Below are 26,197 nucleotides of genomic sequence, written 5' to 3' on the forward strand. Positions count from 1 at the left end.
ATGATCTGCTCATCGCTGAACCTCGATCGCTTCACTGCCTGTCTCCCTCTTGAGGAACAGGATAACCTCAATCCGAGGACTCTTCAGGGGAGCAGGTCACTGCCCACGGCCATCGTGAAGGCCATGAACGATGCAGGCTTCGATCGCTTTACCATGGACAGCCATACGAGGTTGTGGAAGCGCCTCGGCGCGAAAGAACCCGCCAAGGGCTACGGGGCCATTGCTGTAGGTAATCAATGGTGCTGGTACGATACTTGGCTCAATCGCGTGCGTGAGGAATGCGAGCAGCAGCGCGAACTGTATGCTTAAGGGCGCGGGTAATGTTCGCTACCGCCGGATTGCCCGTCAGTTCAACTTCCGATTTGTTGGACGCCTCAGACCATTTTTACGATTGGAATTGGACGTTCGAGTAAAGCATCGTAGTCGTGCTCTTAGTAGGGTGGCCGAAACAACGCATGGGTAGTCAGCGCGAATTATTGACCAATCTACGTCAGCGATCATAGCGCTATAAGGTAGAAATTATGTCTGATTACGATTTCGGCCAACTCAGCCCGCACGATTTCGAAATCATGTGCCGCGATCTGCTCCAGGCAGAGTTCGGACTATTGCTCGAGTCATTCAAATCAGGAAAGGATGGTGGCATTGACTTCCGCTACGCCAATGCCGGCAAACAGATCATTGTTCAGTGCAAGCGGTTTGTAGCAACGGGGTACGACGGGTTGCTTCGCGAGCTCCGTAAGGAGGCCGAGAAGGTCAAGAAGCTGAAGCCGGGCCGCTATATTCTGATGACCGCAGCTTCTCTATCCGATGCTAACAAGACGCGGATCATCGAGGTGATCGGCGAGCAATATCTCAGCACGAGCGATATAATCGGGCGCGACGATCTCAACAATCTGCTCGGCACGCATCCGAAAGTCGAGCGGTCGCACTATAAGCTGTGGCTCGCCAGCACCAACGTGCTGGAAATGGTTTTGCACAACGACATCATCACCCAGAGTGACTTTCACGTCGAGAAGATCCACGGCGAGATTAAGCGCTACGTACAAGGAAATGCCTATCCGCGCGCGATTGCGGCACTAAAGGCCGACCATGTCGTGATACTGTCGGGGTTGCCGGGGGTGGGCAAAACGACCCTCGCCAATATGTTGCTCTACGAGCATCTAGCCAATGGGTTCGAACCGATAGTGCTCCGGCAGGATTTTGCCGAAGGCAAGGCAATGTACCGCAAGGGAAGGCCCCAGGTCTTCTACTTCGACGATTTCATGGGAACGACGTTCCTCGGCGACAAAGGTTCGAACGACCAGCAGCGCGAATATCGCGCTATCATCGAATTCGTAGAGATGGTCAGCGTTTCGAAGGACAAAAGATTGATCCTGACTACTCGAGAACAGATGCTGGGCCAAGCCTGGGGAGCCTCCGAGCAGATCCGTAACGCGGGACTTACCGACCGCAAGGTCGTCATCCAGATGGGTGATTACACATCGCGGCAGCGTGCCGAAATCCTCTATAACCACCTCTTCTTCAGCGACTTGCCTCCGGAGTATCGCGACGAGCTTCTGAAAGGCGAGTTTTACTTCAAAATCGTTAACCACGATAAGTTCAACCCACGGTTGATAGAGTGGCTTTCGACCTATCGGCGCCTGAAGACCGTCCAAGTCGAGGACTATCAGGCCTTTGTGACCAGACTGCTGCATGATCCTGCCGAAATCTGGCGACACGCTTATGAGCAGCAAATCAGCGATGCCGGGCGCAGCCTCTTACTCACGATGTTCAGCTTCGGCGGCAAGGTCGGTGACGAACTGCTTCGCGAGGGCTTCGCCGCGCTGCATGCGCACCGCGCGCAGAAATACCAGCTGCCACGTAAACCGAACGATTTCACGACTGCGCGCGCCGAGCTCCATGGCTCTTTTGTCCGCCCAAGTGGCACCAATGCGATCGAGTTCATCAACCCTTCGGTTCAGGATTGGCTGAACCGGGCCATGCGCACCGAACCAGATAATGCCATCGACATCATGGTCGGCGCGGTTCGATTTACTCAGATCGCCAAGGTCTGGAATTTCGTAGAGTCGGCAGTCGGCGGCACGACGCGTGATGTAATTCGCAGCAATTTCGAGCAGATCGCCCCGAGCATCACAGCGCTGGCGAAGGCAGAGCGCGCCGTTCCGCATCGCGAGGGTTTATTGTACAATGCCATGACCTATGAAGATCGGCTCACGGTACTGATCCGCATGGCCGACGCGCTCCGTGCACCGGCGCTCCTGCCGGCGGTCGAAGGCGTGATCGAGAAGGTGGAGCTGGAGCGGTCCGATCGGCCTGTCGATATCGACAATACAATCCGAGCCATCAAGGCGTACGAGAGTGCCGGATGGGAGGAATTGCAGGCGTTCGAGCCCTTCTTCGAGAACTGTGCCGTCGAGCTCATTGCGAGCGCCGAAAATAGCTGCGGGTCGAGCGAATTGCGCGCGCTCCTTTGGCAGTATGAAAATTCGTTGGCGATCAGCCATCCGCTCAAAGCTTCGTTGAAGAAGGCTTTTGACAAATTCCTGAACCGCTATCTTTCCGATGAGATCGGCAACTGCCAGTCGAACCTGGATTATCAAGAGCTGATCGACAGCCTCGAATATTTTGGTCAAACGTTTGGGGTCAGTACCGAGTCTGAAATCGGCACGGTGCGCGAAGCGCTTGACGAATACCTCAACTACGAGGAACAGCGCGCCGATCAGGCGATGGATGAGTATCGCGATAACAACTACATAGAGCGTGCCAACGACGACGGCATCCGAGAAATGTTCGGGTCGCTGCGTTCGGAAAGCTGATCTATATCAGTCCCATTGATTTCTCTGCCAACCCGCACGTCCGAAAATTCGAGTGAAAACTGTTGGTCGATTGGCGGTTCCGTCAGGCGAATAGCTGGCTAGCCAAGGCGTGGAGCGCACCGCTGTCGAGCCCGGCTGACGGGCCGTCCTCGGTCACGATCAAGCGGCCCAATGGATTCTCTGCGCTCCATATGGTGAGGCCTTCGGCGACATAGCCGGCTTTCTTGCGTTCCCAACGCTCGCAATAGGCTTGCTGGTCCAGCATGCCGCAGTGTTCCCAGTACCAAATGTTGGAACCGGCCTCGATCGTGAAGTCCGGCCAGCGGAGTGTGCCGCCGAGCATCTTGGGCTTCTCGTACGTGTAGCGCAGCAGCCCCTCCTGCTCTAGTTCGTGCAGGATGTCGGCGATCACGATTTCGGATTTGGAACTGACGAGATCGCCACGTCGCGTCGCGTGGATGAGTTTGTCTTCTAGGAAGGTGCGGCGGGCGGCAGCTGGCTCGCCAGGCGGCGGAGTAATCTCGACGAGTTTTGGGGTTACGAACAGGTTGGTGACCCGTCGAGCGGTCTCGGAATGGAAATCCGAGCGGAAGCGCAGGAAGGACGCGACCGGCCCCTGGTGCAAAATCCACAGGCGATCGCGCTGGCGGGTAAGCGCAGTGTAGAGAAGTTCGCGGGATAGCAGCCTGCTGCTCGCCGGAAGGACGAGGAAGGTCGTCGTAAACTCGGAGCCCTGGGCCTTGTGGATCGTTACGGCATAGCCGAGTTCGAGCGGCGGCGACGTGTGGTCAGAAAAGTCGCCCTTGCCGAACCCAAACGTCTCTCCGGGTTGGGTCGCGAACTCCACATTGGTGAAGACCGGCTTTTCGCCTGTCTGCCCGACCACGATCCCCACCTCGCCGTTCGCGAGATAGCCGGCGCGCTTCTTCTCTGCGTGGCTGTAGCGATAGCGCGGGTGATTGCGCAGGCAGATGACCTTGTCACCATAGGTGATTTCATCGGGACCGCGCGGTTCGATCATCCTCCAACCCCAGCCGCGCTTGCGCGCGGCGAGGAGGCGGTTCGCGCGCGCGACCCGTTTTACGTGGCGATTAAGGTCGGCCGAGCCACCGCGCATATCGCGATGGGGTGTGAGGATTTGCCAGTTCTCCGCGAATTTCCCGGCGCCGACGTTGAAGAACGGTCGGTCGTCCTGGGTGCTGCCCAACGACAGCTCGATACTGCGTTCGAGATCCTGCAGCGAGCAGTCAAACTCCGCGGCCAGCGTCTCGGCGAGCTTCTCCCGGAGGCGCTCGGTCGTGTCCCACTCAACAAGGCGAAGACGCCCTGAAGCATCGCCGTCTTGGGCAAGACCGGCTATTTCGTCTTCGCCGGGACCGGCGGAGGTACCGGCAAATAGCGAAGCGAGTTGGACGTCGGGGAGCGTGTCGGCGCTGACTTCTCCGCCGACAGTTTGGCGACGACTAATATGCAGGCGCGCGACGCTGCCGGTGTGCGCTTCGGCTTCCAGATGAGCGATGAGGTCAACGAACGGCCGCCCCGCACCGATCGGCGGGAGCTGCCGCGGGTCGCCGACTAGTACAAGACGCGCCGTCGCTGGAAGCGTGCTCAGGAGCGCGGCAAGTTGTTCCTCGGTGAGCATCGAGGCCTCATCGACGATGCATGTCGTGACCGGCGCTGTCGGTCCGGCGCGAGGAAAGCTATACGCGCCCGTCTCGGGGTCCCATTTTTCGTACTGCAGGAGGAATTGGGCGAGTGTACGCGCGCTCGATGTCCGACCGGTCTGCGCGCCCAAACGGACGCGCGCCTTTCCGGTTGGCGCGAGCAACGCGATGTCGTTGCCCACCACCTCGTCATGGTCGAGCAAGACCTTCAGGAGGGTCGTTTTGCCCGATCCGGCAGGGCCGAGCAGGACAGCAATGCGGCTAGACGCGAGTTGGGCCAGCGCAATCGCCTTTTCTTTCCGGGCCGCCTGCTCAAGCGGGTCAGCCGCGGCCCGCTGCTTGGCGGTCGCGTCGGCCTTGGCGTCGAGTTCCGCGTCGAGCGCGGAACGCCAGTCGATCAGATGATCTTGCGGGTCGACACCGAGCCGGGCCTTCATTGCGCGGCGGATGACTTCGCCGGTTTCGATGAACCGATCGAGCTGCCCGAACCAGCCGTTATCGTTTTCGGTCACATCGACTTCGGGATTAAAATCGTCGGCGACCAGTTCGAGCGTAATGGCGTCGATCGGAACCGGCGGCGCAAGCGGCAAATCGGCAGCGAGCGTGCTGACAGCATCCGCGCTGAGGAGCGTGTGGCCGTCGGCGGCGGCCTCCTCCAGAATTTGGATCGTGGCAGCGAGCAAGCGGCGAGTGTCGTCCGGCTCGTCCGTGTTGACGATGCAAATCATAGGCAACGGCCACGCTCCCTTGATTGATCCCCCATTGTAGAGACCGCGGTCGATTGTACCCAAACCGATAGGCTGCGCGGTGATCCGTGACTGCTGGAACATCTCGTAGGGGTTGCGGACGAAGGCTTTGGCCTGGTCGGTTTCGAACGCGGCCAGTGCCTGCTCCTTCGTTACTTCGAAGCGCGACAGCATCTGCATGAGCTCGAACTGGTCGGGCTGCTTGGTGCGCAGATGGTCAAAGCGCTTTCGCTGCAGGCCGGTCAGTTGCGGTGCACCGATCGGGACTGGTCGCGTGCCTGCAAAGATCTCGCTGACCTTAGGCCAGGGATTTTCATTGTCGCCAAGTGAAGGAGCGAGCGCATGCGCGAAGAGCGTGCCGTTGAAGGCTCCGGGCTGGAGGCAGCTGAGGGCGCTACCCAGTCCCGGCGCAGGACCGCGAAGGCGCCATAGTTCATTGATCCGCGCATCGATCCACTCGATGGCGTCTGCCCAGCGGCCAGGCACAAGCGTGCCGATCCGTTCTATTGACGTTCGAACGGCTTGCAGCGTGGCGATGGCGCTGCCGTGATCGACATGTTCGCTGCCATAAAGGAACTGGTCACGCGCTTCCTCGGGTGCAAATGCCAGATAATCGCCGGGCTCGATGGACAAGTCGGTTTCGGCGAGCGTGAGTATCTCCTGATAGGGAAGCACGACGCCCCCGGTCCAGCCTTCCTCGGTCCTGCGCAGGGAATGCTGAAATGGCCGTTCCCAGACCATTGACTGGACCCGGCCGCCGGACGCGCCGCCCTTGTAAGGATACTCGTCGACCTTACCCTTATGTTCGAGCAGAGCCACCGCAACAATCGGGTTGGCGGCACCGTCAGACAAGGGGGTACGACGGGCGTAGAAGAAGATGAGCGAGGTTCGCGGTTCGAGAGGCTTGGCAAAGGCCTCCAGCATTGCCCGCTGATTCTCGACCTCCTGAAGCCAAGCAGTATGGACCATGAAGTCCGGCAGGGGCGGTTGCGGTTCGCGCTCGAGATTAAGATCAATGTCGATGTCACGCGCGAGGAGCTGGGCCGGCTCGCGCAGCATCCACCGATACGGGACCATAACCCCGCCATAGGCGGGAAGCTGAACGGTGGTCGGAAGGATATGTTCGTGATGCTGGCTCCAGGTCGAATAAGGCATCACGACGGGAAGCGAAATCGGTCGTCCTGCAAGGAAGGCGCCGCGCTCTCGGACGCACGGGGGAAGCACACCCCCGGCAAGATCCTCCAGCTTCTGGCCGGCATGGTCTTGCTCGAACGGGTCATCGCGCAGCTCGGCGATCAGGCTGACCGCCAGGCAGGAGGTGTTGGTCTTTGGGTTCTGGCAGATCGTTCCGTCCCAGCCGTGGTCATGCCACGGGACTCGGATCGATAGATGTCGAGTTAATCCATTCGGCACGCCAACTCCCCCTTTACGAGCGATGCTAACGACTGGATCGCTCAGGGTCTATGTACTGCAAGTTCTTTAGCGCCGCATCGGTGGGGATCGGAATGATGCCGCCGTCCGGACGGAGAAGTCGGCCCGGATGGGCGAGGGCTTGAAATAGTTCGAGCCCTCGCTTCCTCGATCGAAAAGAGCCTCGCAAGGCCTAGACTAACACAATGCACCGATCGGACACCTGTCGGACCCGAGAAGGCGCGATCCAACCTGTCGTTCGCTAACCGATTGAAATGATGGTGGACGCACTTGGGCTCGAACCAAGGACCCGCTGATTAAGAGTACAAGTAAGCGGGTTTGCCATAGTATCCGGGGCTTTCCTTTTCCGCATTTTTATGCCATAACTCTTTCAGTTTAGCCATTTAATTGTAGTGTGGCGGGCCATAGCGTAGCACGGCTTTCTTACTCTCGATGTGGCATTCACCGGCCTAAAACCGGCCTAGAGAGATTGAGGGTAGTCATGGCGGACTTGCGCGTTTCACTCAATGAGAAGGCCGTTGCCCGACTGCCGCTCGCGACCGATGGGCAGTATAAGGTTCGGGATACCGACCTGAAGGGCTTTTATCTCCTGATCGGCAAGCGTCGTCGGACGTATATGATCCAGGGCGATTTGCGGCAGCAGGGTAAGCGCGCCGCTTCGATCAAGGTGTCGGTTGGCGATGCCGAGCAAATGTCAGCGCGCGATGCGAGAACAACCGCCAAGACTTATCTGGTTGAGATTAGCCGAGGCCGCCATCCAAAGGCGCCAGAAGAAGCGGCCCCACTGCCTCTTGGCGCCGAGGTCACGCTCCGTGTTGCATGGGCGCGCTACCTTGAAGGGCACATGATCCGAAAGGGGCGGAGCGAGAACACGATCCGCAACTACCGAACGCATGTCGAAAAGAATTTTGAAGAATGGCTGGATCTGCCCGTTGCCGAACTCGCCAACGATCCAGCGCGTGTCGCCGACATGCACGAAAAGATCAGCAAGGAGAACGGACCCTACCAGGCCAACACGAGCATGAGGACGCTGCGGGCCATCTACAACTACATCAGGAAGAAGCATCGTGCGCTGCCCGTCTACAATCCGGTCGATGGGGTGGACTGGAACAAGGAGGAGCGGCGTAACACCGGTATGGGCCTTGCCGATATCGTGGGCTGGCTTGAGCAGTTGGCCGCGTTCGAAAACCCGATCCGTCGAGAATTCCATTTACTGACGTTGCTCTCGGGCTGTCGCCCTGCGGCACTAAAGGAGGCAAAGCCCGAGCATATCGATTTCCGTCGGCGCGTTTTGCATATCGCGACGCCGAAAGGGGGCGCGAAGCGTGCTTTCGATATCCCCCTCTCGCGAGAGATGATGGGGTGCCTGGTGCGTGCACTGCGCTATTCGCGGGTGCTGTATCCACGTCTTTCCCGGGAATGGGTGTTTCCCGCTGAGAGCAGTTCCGGGCACATGAGTGAGCAGCGCGAAGAGCGGTCCGAACTTTCAAAATGGGGCAATGATTTACGGCAAAGCTACCGGACGTTGGCCACGGCCGCAGGTTTATCGGAAATCGACGCAAAATTGCTGATGAACCACGCGATCCCCGGCGTGAATTCCGGTTACATCACCCGACACAAGCTGTTGGAGAATCATTTGCGGGCTCAGCAGCAGGCCATTTCCAGTGTGATCTTCGCGACCGTCACTCCGCAAATCTCGAAGAGTGAGGTCCTTTCAGGCTGGTTGGGGGTAGGGGTCGCACGCCGCGTGACGGCAGCGCCGACACCTCAATCTCATGTGTAGGCCCAAGCCGGCATTGATGAAGGTTTCGGCATAGGTGTAGCAGCACGTCGCGACCCGCTTCGTATGCCGGAAGCATCACCCTTGAATTTTCTGATTCAATACCGTATCTGATGTCGGAATCGTCGTATTTTGGCAGAAGCAATGTTGACCTTGGCAGATCAGATTCTGGAGCGTTTCCCGGGAAGCGGGATTGTCGACCGCGCAAACCTCGCGCTCAGCGCCAACTATGATTCTGTTGGCCGCGCCCTCGGACAACTGGTCAAAGAGCGCAAGCTCGTGCGTGTCGGTCGCGGACAATACAAAAAGGCCAGCGGTCGCGCGCCCGTATCGGCAGGCTCGATCGCCGAGCTGATAGAGCGCAAGGTTGCGCGGTCGAGGCGCAACGTGTTCCTGCGCGGGGATTTCGTCGGCCTCGGCAGCTATGATGCGGTGGGCCGCGCCTTGCGGCAGATGATCCAGTCCGGACGCTTGGTGCAAATTGGCTATGGCCTCTATGCCAAGGCCGAACGCTCTCCCTTTTCCGGGAAGGCGACTCCGCTTGTCGGCATCAAGCGCCTTGCCACCGAGGCGCTGGCCCGGCTTGGCAAGACGGTCGTGTCATCGAGTTTCGATACCGCCTACAACAGCGGCCGCTCGACGCAAGTACCGACTGGACGGACGCTGGCCGTCCGGGACCGCGTGCGCCGCCGTATCGGTTATGACGGTAATTATGTCGTCCTCGAGCGCGCCTGACACGTTCACTCTCGGTCGTGTCGCTGGTGCGCTCGCGGTTGACGAATCCTTCGTGGAGAAGGATTGGTATGTCGTTCAGGCAATCAATGCGCTGATCGAACTGGCGACACCAGATATCACGCCGGTCTTTTCTGGCGGCACGTCCCTGCTCAAAGGGCATCAGCTGATCAAACGGTTTTCCGAGGATATCGACTTCAAGCTATCGCTGTCAGCCGATTTTCTGGCCAAGACGGGTGGTCAGCAACGATCGGCCCTCAGCGCTTTCAAGAAAAGTCTGGAGGCGGGATGGGAGGCTGCCGGTTTCGCAGTCACCAATGTTGAGGCGGGCAGCGGCAACGCGTTCATCAAGATCGAGATGGACTATCCCACCATCCTTGAAGGCCATGACGCGCTGCGGCCTCATATCCTGGCTGAACTATCCGCCAAACCGCCCCGCTTGCCGACGATAGGGCGTCCTCTGTCTTCGTTCATTGCGCAATACCGGCGAGGTGATCCAGAGATTCCGGTCATACAATGCGTGGATCCGGTGGAAACCGCAGCGGACAAATTAAGCGCGTTTGCCTGGCGCGCTATTGTTCGAGATCGCGGCAGCGACAAGGATGATCCGACGATCGTGCGCCATCTGCATGATCTCGCGATGCTCGAGCCGACAATCGGTGCGAGTAGCAATTTTGCCGCCTTGCTCACTGAGACATTGGTCGCAGATAGCGGTCGCGGCGGCGGTGGGGTAGCCTCGTTGCCTCCGGCCGAGCGATTGAGCACGATGCTCGCTATCCTCGATGCAGATGAACATTACGAGGCAGAATACACCCGGTTCGTGGAGGGCATGGCTTTCGCTGGCGATGCCGAAATACCGAATTTCAGGGCGGCAACCGAAGCTGTTCGCCGCCTGAGCGCCGCTGTCGGCCAGGGTACATAACTGGCTACGGCGCTGGTTAGGCGGGGCAAACCTTCCCCTGAATTGGAATCCGCTTCGCCGTTCCTGGCCGACCCTCCCGCAGAACTTCGCCCCGCAAAGCCTCCGCGCGCTCCCAACGATACGGCCGTTCCCGCATACATTCAGGATCAACTGACGCTGTTTCAGGGATAGATGGAGCAGGCTGATGTGTTCCCTTTTCCGCGTGCGCGTCAGCGATCCGGCGCCCTTCAAGGCGCAGCTCCATCGGATTGTGGAGACCGCCTATCGTGCGCGCGCTAAGCCTGTCTTGCATTCAAATTAAAATTGAATATATTCATTCACGTGTTGAATGAAGGATGATTCGCGTGGGCATTGAAACCGGAACGATCTTGGCTGAGCTGCGGAGTGCGTCTGGACTGACGCAACGCCAAGTTGCCGAACGGATGAGCGCAAACCAAACGCGCGTTTCTCGGATCGAGGCCGGTGATGGTGATGAAGTCGACGTCGCCGCTTATCTTGCGGCGGTGGGCACGCCCGAGGCGGACACATTTAGCGAGCTTTTGGAACAAAAATGGGCCCATCTGCCCAAGCCGTCGCTCCGCCATCCTGATCTTGAAGCGCTTGTGGCAGTAGAAAGCGGCTTGAGCCGGGTGCGCGCATTTCTGGACGATGGTCAGGTTCCTACCGTACTTGCAGGGCAAGCGCAGCTGCTTGATCGTCGGCTTGAGGATGCGGGCCGCTATCTGCTCTCGCTCGATCACGAAGTGGTTTATGTGGGCGAAATCGGCGTCGGCAAGACCACGGCCGCTTGTCGGCAGGCAGGATTGGTCATTGATGAAGCGACCGCCGCCGATCTCAAGGGTATGCTGCTCGATACCGGCGGTGGCCGCACCACTCTGTGCGATGTCCGCGTCGAGACGGGCGAGCGGTTTGCGCTGACAGTCGAGCCGGTCAACGACGAAGAAATATACAAGCTCGTCGCCGAGGTCTGCAAAGGCGTCTACGAAAGGTTGTCGGGTGATACCTCGCCAAGCGTGGTTGAGTTCAAACCGGCCGAGGAAGTCGAGCGTGCGCTGCGCAACATGGCGGGCCTGCCCCGACCGGCGCGCGCGCGTAAGGGGGCGACGGTCGCGCCCGATCCGGCGGCAGATTTGGCAAAGACCTTCGGGTCGCTGGATGCATTCACCGCAGAATTCGCGGCGCGCCTCAGCTTGTGGCGGCGCAGCCGAAGGACGATTGAGTTCGAGGGCATCGATGCAAAGGATGGCCGTCAATGGTTGCGCTCAACGTTCACTGGCATCAACAATGGCAGACACGAGGATTTCTCACTGCCCGGTCGCATCACCGTCATTGTGCCGTTTGCGCTGGTCCCGGATGCACGGCTTTCGATCGCTGTCATCGACACCCGTGGCGTCGATGGCAGTGCGGTGCGACCCGACATCCTGTCGCATTTGAAAGATCCGCGAGCGGTCACGTTGCTTTGCTCGAAATGGGGCAGTGCGCCGGACCCGAGCGCGCAGAGTCTTCTCACCCACATTAATGAGACCGATGCGGATCCGGCATTGCTCGACCGCGTCGCAATCGTGGCATTAGCGCGCCTCGGTGACGCCTTGTCGATGCGGCATGACTCAGGCGATGCAGCCGGTGATGTGATTGAAGGCTACGATATCAAACTCGGCCAAGTCGAGGATGCGTTGCAGAAAATTGGCCTCGCCGGAATCGAGACTTTCGCTTTCGATGCCAGCGCCGACGATCCTGGCAAACTCACCACCTTCGTAATCGAGCGGATCGCAGCCGTGCGCAAGGCACAGGCGGATGCTGCGCAAGCCACGATCGCCGCCATTGACCAAATGATTGGCAACCGCGCGCAGGCCGAAGCAATGGCAGCACTCGCGACGGTGAGCAGCAACCTTGACCGTTTCGCCGACCGACAGGCCGGTTTGCGGGGCGCACGTCGCCCGGCCTACGAGCGCCTTCTTGGCGCGGTCATGACCTTGCATGCGCGTACTGTCTGGGCCGCGACCCGTCGGGCCGGACGATTCTGGAACTTCGATGCCTTCCAACATCTCGGCGACGGCGCCGCAGCCGAAGCGAAAATCCGGTCTGGTGAAGTCGTTGCCGGGCTAACGGCAATCATCGAATCCGATCTGGACAATGGCGAGCTCGCCAGTGCCAAAGGATTCCTGATGCAGGTCCATGCCAATATCGCGCAGTGGGAGTCCGATTTCGTGAACGCAGCGCGGCATCATGCTACCGCCGTCTATCTGCAGCCACTCAGTCGTGCGCAGGGACTCTGGGACGCTTGCGAAAGCGAATATGGACTGGGCATGGGCGGCTACCGCGAGGGCGTCGTCGGCCGTCTACGGACATGGTTCGAGGATAATGTCGAATTGCGCGAGGAGCTGGAGCGGCGGGTCGCACGGGCGTGGGAGACGAGCTTCATCGCACCGCTTAAGCGGGCGGCGGGCCAAGGCGAGTCGCACCAGGTGATTGGTGATCCCGAACCGGACAGCGCTGCCCCGTCTCGGCTGGAGGCTTAGGTCATGCTCGGCTACAGCAACTTTCATCGGCTTGATCTGGCGGCGCGCGACGTCGCGCTTGAGCTGGAAGCGCAGGCTGACGGCCAGTCGAATCCTTTCATGTCATTCGTATTCCGTTGGATGGCATTCAATGGCTGGATGGCGGCGGTCACCGAAGAGGATAATGATCGGAAGATGATCGATGCGTTAGCGGAGGCACCGCGCGTCATCGCCGCGTTTGACGCGAAGCTGGCGGAGGACTTGGCGTTCCGCGAACTGGTGCAGACCTTCGCAGCGATGTGGCCGGTGCTCAGCGTGCATGATGTCCGCAAGAAGCTCGGCTTTGATGCCTTTCACCGATTAGAACGACCATTGCTCTTAGCCGAATGTGCAGCTGAAAACGTCAAGCAGCGACCGGCAGATTGGGTGCCGGGATCGGTGCCGGACTGGGCGCAAGTGCTACGCACCGTCTACCAGGTCCGTTGCAACCTGTTCCACGGCGAGAAATCGCCGCAGAATGGGCGGGACTATAATCTCGTTGTCACGTCCGACCGATTGCTGCGGGCGTTCGTCGTCGATAGCGGTTGTTTTGGTTGGTACGGCGAATGAGCGCCGTAATGCTCTGGACTATGGACAAGACGGTCGCACTGACCGGCGAACGCCGCCATCGGCACAAGGGCGGGGCGGTAGCGCCGCTGTTCATAGCTCCCGAGCTGGCACCACAGATCCAGTTCGGCCCAACCGCTCTCGCTGCCGCGATCGCGCGCACCGCGACCTTGCGTCACGCGCCGCCCGAGTTGTTGGCGCATCTGGCGGCGAGCGCACTCAGTGAAGCGCAGGTCCTGCTGGCCGATGGGCCGGGCTTTGCGCTTTCGTCACTAATCGGCGCGCTGGGAGACACCGAGCAAACGCACTTCGCATCGCGGATGGGCGCCGGAATTACCGATCTCTACATGAATGCGCTCGACTATAGCTGGCGCGACAATGCGGCCTGTCTTTCGGGCAAGCTCGATCCCCATGCAGACTTCCTCTACTCAGGCGGCAGTGCTCTCGGTCATGGCGTCGTTCTCGCCGAAGCACGCGGATCGTTCGCCGCAACGGTCAGCGACGCGAAGATGGCGCGGGAGGCTGAGCGCAAATATCTGCGCCAGGTGCGTCCCTATATCGGTGCCACTTCGCCCCACGGACAGGTGATCCACGGCTATTCGATCGCATTTGGCTCGCGGCCCGGCACCTCCGATGCTGTCCTGCGATTATCGCAGACCCGGCGCCCCCAGCCCAAGCCGAACAAGTCTGTCCCGTCTGTTCCATCCTCTCCGTCGTTCGACCAGGTGCCGACGACGATGGCGCTCGCCACCCATCGTTCGAACTTCATTTTGATGGACGCACTCCCTGTCGCTGACTGGATCGACTGGGTCCAAGGCACCCGCGACATCCCTGAAGATCACGCGCCGGTCTCGTTCCTCCAGTTCAACTATGCCGGGCGATCGTTTCTCGCTTCGGCCGACGCATTGATGCCCTACAGAATGCCGCATCTGTGGTTCGACGAGCTTCATGACTATCCGTTCTGGCGACATCGCTGGGAGCCGCGCTGGGCGAGCGGAGTGCCCTCACTCCATTCGTTCGTGATGGAGGAGAAGGCAGCAACCGCCTTCCTGGGTGCGCTAACCGCCATGATCCGCTTTGGTCCACGCGAGCGACCGGTGATGCTGGAATTGCCGACGAACGACATAGCCGGTTTCGCAAGCGGCAGTGCCGAGATTGGCATTCGTAGCGCGCGCGAAGACTATGACTATGCACTCTTCCGCGATGGCCTTGCTTTGCTGGCGGGGCCACCATCACGAAGGTTGACCGGCATCCGGACCTGGCATCCGAAAGAAGGTCTGACATGAGCATGCCGCGCGAAGATGATCCACCTCAGGTACTTGATCCCCGTCAGCTGGTTCGTATCCAGTCAGTCCACAAGGGCTTCCTCTACCAGCACCTATACGCTGCGGCATGCCTGCTCCAATGCGGCAATAACTGGGTCCAAAGGTTAGTCGTCGAAGCCGACGAAGACATCGAACTTCATGGTCAGGATCGCATCACCTACATTCAGGTGAAGACACGCGCTGCTGCCCTTTCCTTCGGAGATATCGAGGAAACGCTGCTGCGGTTCGAGCAGATCAGATTGGCGCATGAAAGTGCTGCGCGTGCAGGACAGGCGAACTTCGCGATCGTTTCCAATGCACCGCCCAACGGACCACTGGCCAAGCGCCTTACAAATGACTGGCCAGTCGATGTCGAACTGCTTTGGCCGGGCGGACCTGTCCCGGGTGACCCTGCCATTCTTGAGCCACCCTACGATGTGGCCAATGCCTTCACGGCCTGTCGGGATCGCGCCGCCGTCTTGTCCTTTTCCATGCTCGTTCCTGAAACCCTGGTCTGGAAACTGGCGGGACAGGTGATGCTTGCCGCTTCAGGTTCACCGCCGCGAACTGCGCACAGTTTTGCTGTCGCAGAACTGCCCGAACTGTTCGAGCAATTGGTTGTTCAGCTTCAGGATTTTCCTGCTCCTCCGCCCGTCTACAGGCCGCAATCCGATGAACCCTCACTGCAGAGCGCGGATCGGCGCTTGCAGATCGTCGCTGGATATTCCGGTGCTGGGAAAACGGCGTGGGCAGGTGCTGCGGCTGCGCAGACCGTTGGCCAGATCGCCTATTTCGATATCGGCGATACCCCAGGTCCGGCTCTCGCAACCGGACTCGCGCGTGAACTTGCCGCCCGGCTGTTCTCGCAGCCCGGCGGTCGATTGGGCGAGCTGCTGCTTCCTGGCGTATCCGGCTATGACCTCCTGCAGGCGATCGACCGTCGCCTGGAAGCGGACGGCGAGAACCTCACGCTTGTGCTGGATAATGGACACCGCCTCCCGCCCTCCGATCTCCACGCCCTTATCCAGCGCATCCCCCAGATTGATGTCGTAATCCTGTGCCAGCCTGGCGCCGCCATGCGGGAACTCGAAGTCCTGACTGGTATCGATGCGGAGCTGTTAAGAGGTTGGGACCCCGACACCATTGCCGTCGAAGCAGATGGCAGGCAGTGCCGCGCCGATTTCGCGACATGTTCCCGCTTGGCCGGGATAACGGGCGCGCTGCCCTTTTATATCCAGAATGCGCTTGGCATCGCGCGGGCCGAATATGGTGGTGACGTTGCGGCCTTCTGTGCTGAAATCGAAGCGCAGACCCATATTGTCGAGACAGCGCAGGAGATTATCCTCGCGCGCACTTTCAACGCCATTGATCCGTCATTGCAGGATGCACTCGCCGCCCTGTCGATCGCAGACGTACCGCTCACATCGGACGAGGCACGCGCCTTGCTAGCCGGCGCTTTAGGCATTCAGGGTCCGATCGTGGCCCGTCATCTGCGTGCACTTCCCGCGACCGGCGCAATGGAAGTCTTCGGAGGCGGTCGGATCAAGGTCCATGATGCCATGCGCCTCATAGCACTGGCACACTTGTCGAGCGCCGGGGATGAACGTCAGACCGAGGTGCGTCGCCTGCTGGCAGCGATTATCGCGGCCAGCATCCAAACGGATTGGAGTCTTGCCAAATTGTCATTGCTGATCCGGTTGTTTGGCCAGACCGGACAGTCGGACGTGCTGGTCGAGTTTGCGACCGATGAGCTTTTCCATGAGATGGGCGTATGGCCGGAGATAGAGCCTTTCCTTGAGTTTATTGCAGACGATGCAGAGCGTCCGCCTGCCGAACGGTGCAAGGCCTTGGACGGCCTCGTGTTCAACGACCTGCGCAGCGACAATGCCGCGCAGGTCATTGATCGCCTCGCCAGAATGGAAGCGTTAATTACCGAGCATGACCTCGACGACGAACGCTGGCTGAGCTGGGCGATGAAGCGCATGCTGGCATTATCGAAAGATGGTAATAGCTCAGCGGTTAGGGCTGCAATTAATGAGATGCGTCCGCGTGTTCCAGCACGGGCCGACTATAGCCGGGTATTCCGCTATAACGTCGCACACGCCTATTTTCAGTTAGGAGACTATGCTCTAGCCGAAGCGGAAACCGAGCGTCTCATTCCGGAATATTATGACCTCCTTGGGCTGAGTCCGGAGCAGGTGATGGGGCGCAACGCTGATGCGCTACGCCCGCTGCTTGCGAAAACATCGACGCAAACGGACGACCTGAAACATTTGGCGGATACGCTCGATCTTCATGCCCAGGTGGTGATTGCCCAAGGCAATCTCGCACCCTTTGCAAGAATCCATGCGTTGAAATTCTACGATCTGGCCCGGGCACCGGATTCGATGATCCGGGTGGGGCAAGATCTGGTTGATGAATTTTGCATGCGGCAGGATTTCGAGGGTGCCCGCGAGCTTATCGAGACAAACCTGCTGCCGATCATCCGAAACCTCAAGCTCGCCGGGCGCGTGGTGCCGCTAAGGAGCCAATACGCAGTGGTTCTTGCCTATTGCGGTGATTTTACAGGGGCTGACGCTGAGATGGCGCGGCTCTCTCCTTATCTGGCCGGGATGGATGAGCGCGGACGGGGCGAACTCCTCAATCAAAAACAGCTAGTTGCGCAGCTGAAGCGCTTCGGTTCGCCGCCCTCGCGCCGAGCCACGCCTCCTCTGCCTTTCTCATTCGAGCGGCGCGCATCGGTAGGCGTTCCAAAAGTAGGGCGGAATGAACCGTGCCCGTGTGGCTCGACCCGCAAATTCAAAAAGTGTCATGGTGCGTAGCGTGATGTGTCATCCAGTTCGATATCCGAGCATCGCAGGCCACCAAGCAAGAAGCGCGCACTGCGGCACGCTGCCGGGAGAGGTGTAGGTCCGTTGCTGACAATCCTGCATCCAGAGTTGATCCCGGCGATACGGTCGTTTGCAGGTGGCCTGCTGACTTTCCGTCATGTTGAAACGGGCAGGATTTCTTTGGTGGTGAAAGGCCAGAAGGAAGCGATTCTCGCGGCGAAAGTGAATGGTGGCTTCGCCTTCTATCTCGCGCCGATGATGTCGACATCTGGCCTGACAGTCGCCCTGACGACGGCCTTCTTCGATGATGGGGATGAACCGCTGACCATTGCTTCCTTACTGTTCGCTGACGATCAGCACACCGGCGACCTACTCGAAATGCTCACATATGACGAGCTGGACGTCTATTTCTTCGACGATCGGAGCCGGGAATGGATGAGCTATCGCGCCGCCGTTGAAGATCGTGGAAGCTGTCTCATCGACGGGACCGAATTCGGCTTGCTGACATATCATCCGGAAACCGCGAAGGGCTTGTTCGCAGCACTGTCGGACTGGTTCGGAATCAGAACGAGCACGGACGACGAGGCGGCAATCCAGATCGTGTTCAAGGAGGCGCTAGCCCCCGATGATATCTTCGTCCTGGATGCGACCGTTGCGGGAAATGATTATCGCGGGAGCGCCGACTTCAGCTACGACAGCCTCACGCGCACCAATCCCGGCTACTTCCAGGAGCGCGATATCGTCGCCGGTTTGAGACGGTCGTTCGCCGCCGACCAGGTCGTCCTTAATCCCCGGCGTCGTGATACCAACAAGGAGATCCTTGATGTTATGGTCGTCACCTGCAGTCACGTACTGCTGATACAGGCGAAGGACAGTCCGAATACGGAGTCTGGCTTGAACCGAACCCTTGATCGCAAACGACGCGCATCGCGCAGCCAGCATGCTGACGCGCTCACCCAGATTCGAGGAGGTCTTCGCTATCTATTGCGACAGCCGATCGCCGAGATCGTTGTCGGCGGTGAGAATTGGGACTTCGCGGTTGGTGACCGCAAGCTAATCGGCATCGCGATTATCAAGGAATTGTTCGACGACGAAGGTGCCGCTTATGCGAAGGCGTGCGACAGCCTGGACGATCTGGGCGGCGCAGCAATCGTCATGGACTATCCGTCATTTCATGCATTTGCTCATTACTTCCGCGCGGAAAGCAGTTTCAACGCGGGGCTTGAGCAGCTGATCGGACGGATCCGCGACACGAATGAATGGGTGCGCCCCAAGGACTTCGCTATGGAGTATATTCTCGCTCAGCTCGACGAGGCCAAAGGTGTGACGGAGTTGAAGAATTCGAGCAAAGGCATCCGGCCCACGCCCTCTTAGATGTAGAATTTGAATGGCTGGCGCTCAGAGCCTGCCGCACTACCCATGACAAGCACCTCGCCGACCTTGTCGGCAAAGCGGATCGTCACCGGCACTGCGTCGCTGAAGTTGCAGGCATTATAGTTGATCTTGGTGAGCCCCATGATGTCGGTCAGTACGCTCGTCAATGCGGGCATTTCCCCGGTCGATCGCAATGTCGTGATGTAGAGCGGGTTGGGCGTCTCGGGGCCAAGATAGGTATCGATGCGGGGGACATATCCAGCGGTCCACAAATAGGCGTCGCGATCACCGAGTAGAAGGGCCGTGCCCCTGAGGCACGGATAGTCTCCGTCCCGGTAGAGCTTGGTCTCGCCATAGGTGGATTTGATGCGCACGCCGACCACGTTCGTACCGGGAGGTGCCGCCTCGGCGAATGCCTGCCATTCCTCGTCCGAGAAGTTGGTGCGACCATGAATGAAGAGTTCGGCAGGATATGTTGAAAAGCGTGTTTTGTAGGTTTCAAGGACCATGGATAGCAATGCTTTGGCCTTGTCTTTCGGCAAGTGGAACTCCCGATCGTCGGTCTTCCACGGGCCATTTGCGCCACGAAAAACGACACCGTCGCCTTCGCTCAGAAACATCTGCGCAGCACAACAAGCGTGGTTTTGCGGGTGGTTTGGCAGCAGCTTGAAGACAAGGCCCACATAGCAGACGCCGGGCCGCATGCCGGCGATCCGCCATGGAGGATCGCCCTGTGTTTTATAGAACAGACCCGTGGCCAGGTTCCAGGCAACCGTGGCGGCGGCTTGGGTGCCACGAATTGGATAGCCCGCTTTGTTGACAAATTCGTGAGGCGCCAACGTTGTCTCGCGAACCAGTTGCGATGGCTGATTGGTCTTCAACAGGCGGGCCTTCACCTGCCTATGAAAATCAGGGACGTCATCAAACACCGCTTCCAGAGATTGATCCAGAATCCCCGCAAGCAAAGGGAGGTCGGAGCGCGAGCCTTGACGCTTCGCAAGTTCGCCGGTGCTGAGTTCACCCTTGCGCCGACCACCCATCTGGGGGCGGCACGTCTCGAAAACGATTTCGGGCACGACGATCACCCAGACGTCAATCGGTCGCTCTTCCTCATTTACATGACGGGTGATGGGGGCGAGAAAAAGGTCAACCGTCCGGGAGACAGCCTCATGATGGTTCTGCACATTGACTGCGGCGCGCACCGCACTGTCTTCGATCGCGTAGGCGGTGAGCTTGTCGGGATCGACGCGCAGGCCGAACCCTTCCTCGATTCCGGGAAAATCAGACAGGTGTAGCCTGTGAGGCTTATCGCGTTTGCCGCGCGGCGGAATTGGAATGGCGGCCTGGATGGCACCGAGCCATTTCTTGAGCAGCGCGATTCCGGCAGCGGTTCCTACCACCCCAATCGAAATGTCCGCTCTCTCGGGAGGAGAGGCGGGCCCATACAGGTACAGGCCATCCTTGGGGTGGTCACACGACTGGCCATGGCCGAAGCCGAGCATCGGTTCATCGATGAAGACGGTTTGCAGGGAGACTTCGTCAAACCTCATGCTGCTTCGTCCTCATCCTGACGTTGGCCGGTTATTGTCGATTCATCGGTCTCTTCGGCATCCTCGTCCTGCCTGAATTGTTGTTGAGCCGTGACAGGCGACGTCGTCTGAATCGGCATCGCGTCCAGCGTGATACTGCCGCCTGAGCCGACGGCCAGATCGATGTAGGGGCTTTCGCCAGCGAGCAGCTCCATGAAAGCCATAATCCGACCATGCCAGGCCTTGTTTCGCCAGCCAGAACACACTGATCGGCGCAATCTATGTTGAGTGCGTTTGTCGGCTATGATTACTGTGCTGTCTTTCTCTCCGATATCGGAGAACAGAACCCTGCCTTTCAGCTTCAGGTGGGGAAATGGAAAGAGGCTCGGCACGACGCTGACCCCATATTCCCAGACTTTTCCTTTCGCTTTGTTGCGCAGCATGGAGTTTCGTCGTTGTCCCTGCGTACCCCATGCGACGCGCTTGCCAATCCCCAGCATTGTCTCGTCAACGTGGAAGGAGACGCCGCTTGAATATTCTCTCATAAATAGGCCGCGACTTTTGCAATGGTTCTCCCACGCCTGACGAAGCAGGTTGTTCATGATGCTTTTGGCTTCGCGCGGCTTGATCGAGAGCGCCTCGACGCCATCGGCAAGAAAGGTCGCGACGTCGATCGCGGCGTCTTCGACCAAAGCGCCGATTCTCTCGAAATGCTCCTCGAGTTCTAGGGGTGAAGCGAACGTCAGCAGTCCGCGACCAAATGGCACCATCGGCAGGGCGCAAGATCGCGCAAGCTTTGCCAGCTTTCGCTCGTCGCACGTATTTCGAGGCACCAGGAGCGACATTTCATCTGGTATGCCCAGCACGCGGAGCCAGTTCGTCGTGAGGATTTCGGGCGAGCGTTGAACCATGATGGCCATGCGCCGTTGATACTGAGCCCATGCTGGCTGAATTATCCCGTCGCCGGCCTGCGGCACGGACTGCTTCTCCAGGGTCGTGAGCAACGCGGTCAAGCCTCTCGCCCAACCTTCGGAAAAATCCACATACTGAAGCCCGGCTACACCAAAGATGGCATCGAAAGGTTCCAGCTTTAGCGGGATAATGAAGTTGGGTATTTTGAGCTTACCGGCAAGCGATTCTGCGATCGAAATCTCTTCCTTGACGCCGCGCCGAGCCAAAGTCTTGTCGCTACAGCAAAGGAGCATTCGAACAGCATCGTCACGCAATGCGGCTGTCAGCTTGCCGCGCCATTCGTCGCCGCCCTCAAGGCGCATAATGTCAGCAAAAACACGGTAGCCCGCGGCTTCCAGTCGAGGCGCGAGCCATAGCACGAAGTCATCGTCTCCGGGCGTCGCCTTGGAGATGAAGATCGTTTCGCGAGTTTGGGGTTCGTCAGTCATATTTCACGCGGAACTCATGCATTGCGCTGAAACGACAGATTCAAAGTGGCCGAATACTGGCATATTCTGACACCCATCTTTCCGAATTTGGCAGCGCTGTTGATCGTTCAGTATCATACGCGTGGCGTAATCCGCGCGGCGGTTCTTATATCCGCGATGGTCGTTCCCAACGCCTGGAGATTCTGTCGCATATCGTTGAAAACGGGTTTCTCGCCATCAGGATCGCTGATCGTTACGATAGCGGTGAATGGCACGCCTTCTTCGGGCATGACTTCGCCAGCTCTTGTCAAATATTCCACGAACAGCCGCCAGTTGGATGATGGCCCAACACCCTGCTTGAAGGTTTTGGCGTGGACCTTGACCGGGCTCCATTTCAGATCGTGTTCGATTCGCTCCGCTTCAACTAAAGGAGCCTCCCTCTTGGATGGCAGATAGAGCGGTTCAAGTCGGTTCTTCCAACCCTTTGTCTGCTCTTGCTGCAACGTGGCGTTGATGTTTACGCGAACAAATTCAGATCCAAATCTCGCATCAAGCGGCGGCGTCGAAACGAGTGTCAGTTTCGCCCGTCCGCGACATTTTCCGCCAGGACCGACGAGTGATGCGGGCCAGGGGAAGCGGAAATTGATTTGCTGTCCGTGAGTGATACGCGATGCGAAAACGAGCGTTATCGAATGGTCGCCTGTTTCCAGTATCTGATCTGCCGACGGCGGCATCCCAAAGCCGACCAGATGCCGCGCGACCGGCGCTAGAATTTTCGATTGCAGCGGTTCAGGAATTTCGGCGTGGTGAACCAGCAGAGCAATCAGGCTTTCGCGTGAAATTTCCCCTTCAATAGCATGATCGAGAACCGCGGCTGTCTTTGCGACAAGGGGCGAAGCATAGCTTGTTCCGCAGCCATCGATGATCGAACCGTCAGGCAAAATGGAAAACAGGCCGTGCCCCAGCGTCGGGTGCTGGGTTCCCGATCCGCCGACATGCGCAAGATCGGGCTTTACATTTGCTCTCATGCCCGGCCCGCGCCGGCTAAAACGTGTGGGAGCGAAGGGAATGCACCCATCAAGGCCTGGCGGATTGAGCGCAGCGACGGCGACATTCCTGGCGCTCTCCGCCGGGGTGTGCAGCGCATCGTTACGGGCATTTGCGAGGTTAGTAAGGGCTGCGGTTGCATCGGCGGGCCATTCAGCCCGAAGATCCTGCGGCGCAATGTTTCCTGCTGAAATGAAAATAACCGCGTTGTTGGATTCGGCAATCCGGTCCAGCCGCGCAGCATGGGGGCTGTAGCGATCCGGAGCTGCCGGCTGGAGAATGTTGAGGCTCATGTTGAACACGCGCACACCGTGCCGCGCTCGCGCGTCGGAAATTGCCGTTTCCATCTCGTCAAAAAACTGGGGAAGCCCCTCGGGGTAATAGGATGCGAATGCCCCGGCTTTCCGCTCGTTAGGGAAAACCGCAACATCGACGAGTTCGGTGCCATCGGCTTCGGGGCAGATATGAGGTCCGTTAAGCGCGTTGCCGATCGTCGCTAATCCGCCAATGAACGTGCCATGTGAGAGATCAGCGTCCTCGTCGGCAAGAATATCCCAACGATCAATGACCCAGTCTGCCAATGCTGGACTGATCCCGCCGTCGATCACGCCAAGGCGGGGATGTGTCCTCCGGCTATCGCGCACAGGCACAATCGCCTGGGTTGGACGCGCGATTGCGATCGGGCTGGCGGGAAGCGCTGACCGGACAACAATGCCGGGAAGTTCAATTCGTCGGACAAGGGGGTGTTTGTCGAGAAACGCCAAAAGCCGCGCATGACGTTCAAGATCAGGATTGAACACCGCGATGTCCCGGCGGCGCTCACCTGACGATGGCTCGCCCAGGCGAAGAACTGGCTGATCGGTAGATTGGTCCAGCCGCACGGAAAGCAAGGGCTGCTTGGGGCGGTGATTGGGCAACCGCTCCACTGTAACGCCATATTCGAGGCTGTTGAATCCCGCGACAAAACTCTCGACCAGCCGGCGGTGGCCATTGTCGAGCCGATCCCATTCCGAACGAGCGGGAAGGGGCTCGAAGAGTTCGACTTGATAGCCGCTCCCGGTCATCGGATTGGAGAGCCAGGCGACCGCGTCCTCCAGCGAAAAATTGCGCCGGTCAGTCGGCCCGTATATCTCGATACGGTCGATTGCTCCCGCCTCGCTCTTTTGCGAAGAAGGGTGGGGGACTTCCTTTTCCCTGTTAGGATCAAAGCGCATTTCAGTATGTGCTTCGGCTTTCGCGATCTCCGCCGCGACCTGACGCATTGTGCTTGGTCGCGCTTCGATGATCATGACGCCCAAATCATCCCCACCGACAATTGGCGTCCGGTCATTTCTGAACAGCGTCGCCATCGGACGATGGCTTTTTGCCCATGCCTCCCGGCGAAGAACGACTTTCACGAAGCCCACGTCACCCTGCGATTGGGCGCTCAGTACCCCGGAAATGGTTTCCAGCTGTCCGATAAGCGCGGTCTGGTGTGCACGAAATTCCCGGTCACGGTGCGCGAAGAAATCCTTCCGCCCACCACCGCCATTTGTGACCCGCGCTTCTTCATAGTTTTCCGGGTTGAGAACGATTTGTACCGGACTAGCCATTTGGCACCTCACCTTCACTCAAGGCAGCGGCTTGCTTCCCAAGCTGGCGACTGACCGTGGATTTGTCCTTGCCCGAAATTTCTCCGATATCGGCCATTGAGAAGTTCAGAATGGGATCGTCACGCATCGCCCGGAACAGGCTGGTGGAGTCCTCAAAGAGCAGTGCCCGGCGCTCGCTCTGAACACGGGCAGCGTTCAAGGTCGCAAACTGGCGCAGCGTGTCCAAAAGGCCGCGCTTATCCTCTTCACGAACGGTTGTGGCCTTCTTGTATGTCCGAACGAGAGATTCGATTTCGGCGCCGGTGGCCCCTTCCGTAAACCACGAAATCAGGCGCAAGTGGCTGTCGGGTGCCTTGACCGGCGGCATGAAATGCGCGGCAATTACCTTCCGCATCTCGAAATCGGGTTTTGGGATTTCAAGTTGAACTTCAAAACGTCTCCAAACTGCTGGGTCTAACAATTTGGGATGATTGGTGATTCCGACAGTGAACCCGACGTCCCGGCGGATATCGAGATTTTGTAGCAACGCATTGACCACGCGTTTGATCTCGCCGACCTCCTGCGGATCGTCGCGCACCTTGGCGATCGCATCGAACTCGTCGAGCAAGAGCACGCAGCGATAGCGATTGGCAAAAGTGAAAAGATTTCCGATGTTGCGCGCGGTTGTTCCCAGAAACGATGAAACAAGGCCGTCGAGCTTTACGAGGACAACCGGCAAATCCAGCTCGCGCGCGATCCAGAGGGCCAGGCGTGTCTTGCCGGTGCCCGGTGCGCCATAGATCAGGCACGTCTTCGACGGCCTGATATCAATCTCTGCCAACGCATCGAAATGCTCCCATTCCTCGACAATCGTCCCGATCGCTTGCCGAACGGTGGCGTTGAACAAAGGCGCCGAGGATTCGATATCGGTGGGGAATATGATTTCGGCCAAAGCGGCTGACGTTTCCCGATCTACGGGCACAGGTGTATTGCGGCCCAGAATCTCGCCCACAAGCGGTGCCTTCGACCGTTCAATACGACTTGGCGCAAGCTCTTTGGTGCGGTCAGCGGTGGTCAGGATGCTTGTCAGGGCGCTTGATTGCTTGGCCTCGCCATCTTTTGCCAATGCGTCTCTCAGTCGTTCAACTTGCTTGCGCAGGGCAGGCGAGGCGTCCGCCATTGCGGCGCGACAGAGCGCCTGAACGATTGAAAAGTGTTCCATGACCGAATCCCGTTGTGGCGTTGCGTTTTTTGCCATGATGATGCGCATAGCGGCCCGACAGGTGCATTGCAATCACCATATGTTGCGTAAATTCGTTAAATGATGCTAAATTCCACGGCGATGTTGCATGATCCAGGCTTTGCGTTGCGGTTTAGCCGTCGATTTCGACATCCACGCCATGTGCGTGCAAATAGATTCGCGATATTCCGGTTCTTCAGAAGGGGAAGGCCTTCCCCTGCTGACCAACCCGCTGCGCGGTTTTGTCAGACCCCTTCTGCGGGAGTGCCCGCAACGCCCCAAATGATGAGCGGGACTGTTGTCACACTCTGCCGATTGGAAATCGGACAGGGTGCGATGGCTTGATCGCGGCCCCGCACGCACTCTGAACCGGCATCGGCCGGGTCAGCGCAGGATTACCAGAACGACTATCCCCGCCCTGGAAATCCTGCACAGACCCTCTTGCCAACGCCTCCTTTCAGGGTGCGGTTTTTGCTGATGTCATATCGCTGGTCGCTCTCGCCATCATTGGCATGAGCAGGGTGCCTGCGGACGGCGCGGATGCGCCGACGTTTTTGTGGCCGATCCCGGAGAAGCGGGATGGGCGGCGCTTCCGGCTAGGCGAACCGCCAGCAGGCGCAACCCGGCCCTTCGACAAGCTCAGGACTCGGGTCTTTCACTGTGTTGCAGCCCTTCGGGTGCGCCTGCTGGCGGCCCGCCTCTCTGGTCGCATTTTGCCGCCCACCCC

At 58.9% G+C, this 26,197-nt stretch carries 16 protein-coding genes; 11 read left to right on the forward strand and 5 right to left on the reverse strand.

From position 1 onward, the window contains the following. Positions 1–309 (forward strand): hypothetical protein (locus B7Y43_RS08950; protein ID WP_374131299.1); only part of this gene is annotated, 309 nt, incomplete at its 5' end. Between the two features lie 212 nt (positions 310–521). Continuing rightward, positions 522–2,816 (forward strand): restriction endonuclease, encoded by a 2,295-nt coding sequence (locus B7Y43_RS08955; RefSeq protein WP_374131300.1) that lies wholly within the window; start codon positions 522–524, stop codon positions 2,814–2,816. 82 nt (positions 2,817–2,898) lie between these two features. Here B7Y43_RS08955 and B7Y43_RS08960 read toward each other — a convergent pair whose 3' ends face one another. After that, the gene (locus tag B7Y43_RS08960) at positions 2,899–6,639 is read right to left on the reverse strand and encodes an ATP-dependent RecD-like DNA helicase (RefSeq protein WP_374131301.1); all 3,741 of its coding nucleotides are present in this window, start codon (positions 6,637–6,639) and stop codon (positions 2,899–2,901) included. 499 nt (positions 6,640–7,138) lie between these two features. Between B7Y43_RS08960 and B7Y43_RS08965 the strand changes: the two genes are divergently transcribed. The 8 genes from B7Y43_RS08965 to B7Y43_RS09000 all read left to right on the forward strand — a co-directional run bounded on the left by B7Y43_RS08965 (position 7,139) and on the right by B7Y43_RS09000 (position 18,704). Beyond that, on the forward strand, positions 7,139–8,440 hold the full coding sequence (locus B7Y43_RS08965; RefSeq protein WP_374131302.1) for a tyrosine-type recombinase/integrase: 1,302 nt from the start codon (positions 7,139–7,141) through the stop codon (positions 8,438–8,440). 141 nt (positions 8,441–8,581) lie between these two features. After that, positions 8,582–9,172 carry a hypothetical protein gene (locus B7Y43_RS08970; RefSeq protein WP_374131303.1) on the forward strand — a complete coding sequence of 197 codons (591 nt, stop codon included), beginning with the start codon at positions 8,582–8,584 and terminating at the stop codon, positions 9,170–9,172. Further along, a complete protein-coding gene (locus B7Y43_RS08975; protein WP_374131304.1) occupies positions 9,150–10,091 on the forward strand; it encodes a nucleotidyl transferase AbiEii/AbiGii toxin family protein in 942 nt (313 codons plus the stop codon). Before B7Y43_RS08970 ends, B7Y43_RS08975 begins: the two co-directional genes overlap by 23 nt. A 344-nt stretch (positions 10,092–10,435) precedes the next feature. After that, complete coding sequence (locus B7Y43_RS08980; RefSeq protein WP_374131305.1) at positions 10,436–12,610, forward strand: helix-turn-helix domain-containing protein; 2,175 nt, start codon at positions 10,436–10,438, stop codon at positions 12,608–12,610. A 3-nt stretch (positions 12,611–12,613) separates the two neighbouring features. Continuing rightward, positions 12,614–13,198: a hypothetical protein gene (locus B7Y43_RS08985; protein ID WP_374131306.1), complete on the forward strand. Its 585-nt coding sequence runs from the start codon at positions 12,614–12,616 to the stop codon at positions 13,196–13,198. 8 nt (positions 13,199–13,206) lie between these two features. Then, a complete protein-coding gene (locus B7Y43_RS08990) occupies positions 13,207–14,481 on the forward strand; it encodes a hypothetical protein (protein WP_374131307.1) in 1,275 nt (424 codons plus the stop codon). Continuing rightward, positions 14,478–17,321 (forward strand): YecA family protein, encoded by a 2,844-nt coding sequence (locus B7Y43_RS08995; RefSeq protein ID WP_374131308.1) that lies wholly within the window; start codon positions 14,478–14,480, stop codon positions 17,319–17,321. The genes B7Y43_RS08990 and B7Y43_RS08995 overlap by 4 nt, the downstream gene beginning before the upstream one ends. A 93-nt stretch (positions 17,322–17,414) precedes the next feature. Next, a complete protein-coding gene (locus B7Y43_RS09000) occupies positions 17,415–18,704 on the forward strand; it encodes a hypothetical protein (protein ID WP_374131309.1) in 1,290 nt (429 codons plus the stop codon). Here B7Y43_RS09000 and B7Y43_RS09005 read toward each other — a convergent pair. From B7Y43_RS09005 to B7Y43_RS09015, 3 genes are all read right to left on the reverse strand, one after another. Further along, on the reverse strand, positions 18,701–20,254 hold the full coding sequence (locus B7Y43_RS09005; protein WP_374131310.1) for a hypothetical protein: 1,554 nt from the start codon (positions 20,252–20,254) through the stop codon (positions 18,701–18,703). The two genes, B7Y43_RS09000 and B7Y43_RS09005, sit on opposite strands and share 4 nt — an antisense overlap. Next, entirely contained in the window at positions 20,251–21,633 is a 1,383-nt protein-coding gene (locus B7Y43_RS09010) for a toll/interleukin-1 receptor domain-containing protein (RefSeq protein WP_374131311.1), read from the reverse strand. Before B7Y43_RS09010 ends, B7Y43_RS09005 begins: the two co-directional genes overlap by 4 nt. 113 nt (positions 21,634–21,746) lie before the next feature. Then, entirely contained in the window at positions 21,747–23,303 is a 1,557-nt protein-coding gene (locus B7Y43_RS09015) for a S8 family peptidase (RefSeq protein ID WP_374131312.1), read from the reverse strand. Positions 23,304–23,525: 222 nt separating this feature from the next. On the opposite strand from B7Y43_RS09015, the gene B7Y43_RS09020 reads away from it, so the two are divergent. After that, positions 23,526–24,305, forward strand: a complete 780-nt coding sequence (locus tag B7Y43_RS09020) for a hypothetical protein (RefSeq protein ID WP_374131313.1) — start codon at positions 23,526–23,528, stop codon at positions 24,303–24,305. On the opposite strand, the gene B7Y43_RS09025 is transcribed toward B7Y43_RS09020, so the two are convergent. Next, on the reverse strand, positions 24,244–25,500 hold the full coding sequence (locus B7Y43_RS09025) for an AAA family ATPase (protein WP_374131314.1): 1,257 nt from the start codon (positions 25,498–25,500) through the stop codon (positions 24,244–24,246). The two genes, B7Y43_RS09020 and B7Y43_RS09025, sit on opposite strands and share 62 nt — an antisense overlap. Between the last annotated feature and the right edge of the window lie 697 nt (positions 25,501–26,197).

The organism is Sphingomonas sp. 28-62-20 (genome assembly GCF_002281505.1).

What these genes read in the sequence shown, in the direction of transcription:
- B7Y43_RS08955 (WP_374131300.1), top strand. Translation starts at nt 522, where the DNA reads ATGTCTGATTACGATTTCGGCCAACTCAGCCCGCACGATTTCGAAATC.
- B7Y43_RS08965 (WP_374131302.1), top strand. Translation starts at nt 7,139, where the DNA reads ATGGCGGACTTGCGCGTTTCACTCAATGAGAAGGCCGTTGCCCGACTG.
- B7Y43_RS08970 (WP_374131303.1), top strand. Translation starts at nt 8,582, where the DNA reads ATGTTGACCTTGGCAGATCAGATTCTGGAGCGTTTCCCGGGAAGCGGG.
- B7Y43_RS08975 (WP_374131304.1), top strand. Translation starts at nt 9,150, where the DNA reads ATGTCGTCCTCGAGCGCGCCTGACACGTTCACTCTCGGTCGTGTCGCT.
- B7Y43_RS08985 (WP_374131306.1), top strand. Translation starts at nt 12,614, where the DNA reads ATGCTCGGCTACAGCAACTTTCATCGGCTTGATCTGGCGGCGCGCGAC.
- B7Y43_RS08990 (WP_374131307.1), top strand. Translation starts at nt 13,207, where the DNA reads ATGCTCTGGACTATGGACAAGACGGTCGCACTGACCGGCGAACGCCGC.
- B7Y43_RS08995 (WP_374131308.1), top strand. Translation starts at nt 14,478, where the DNA reads ATGAGCATGCCGCGCGAAGATGATCCACCTCAGGTACTTGATCCCCGT.
- B7Y43_RS09005 (WP_374131310.1), bottom strand. Translation starts at nt 20,254, where the DNA reads ATGAGGTTTGACGAAGTCTCCCTGCAAACCGTCTTCATCGATGAACCG.
- B7Y43_RS09010 (WP_374131311.1), bottom strand. Translation starts at nt 21,633, where the DNA reads ATGACTGACGAACCCCAAACTCGCGAAACGATCTTCATCTCCAAGGCG.
- B7Y43_RS09025 (WP_374131314.1), bottom strand. Translation starts at nt 25,500, where the DNA reads ATGCGCATCATCATGGCAAAAAACGCAACGCCACAACGGGATTCGGTC.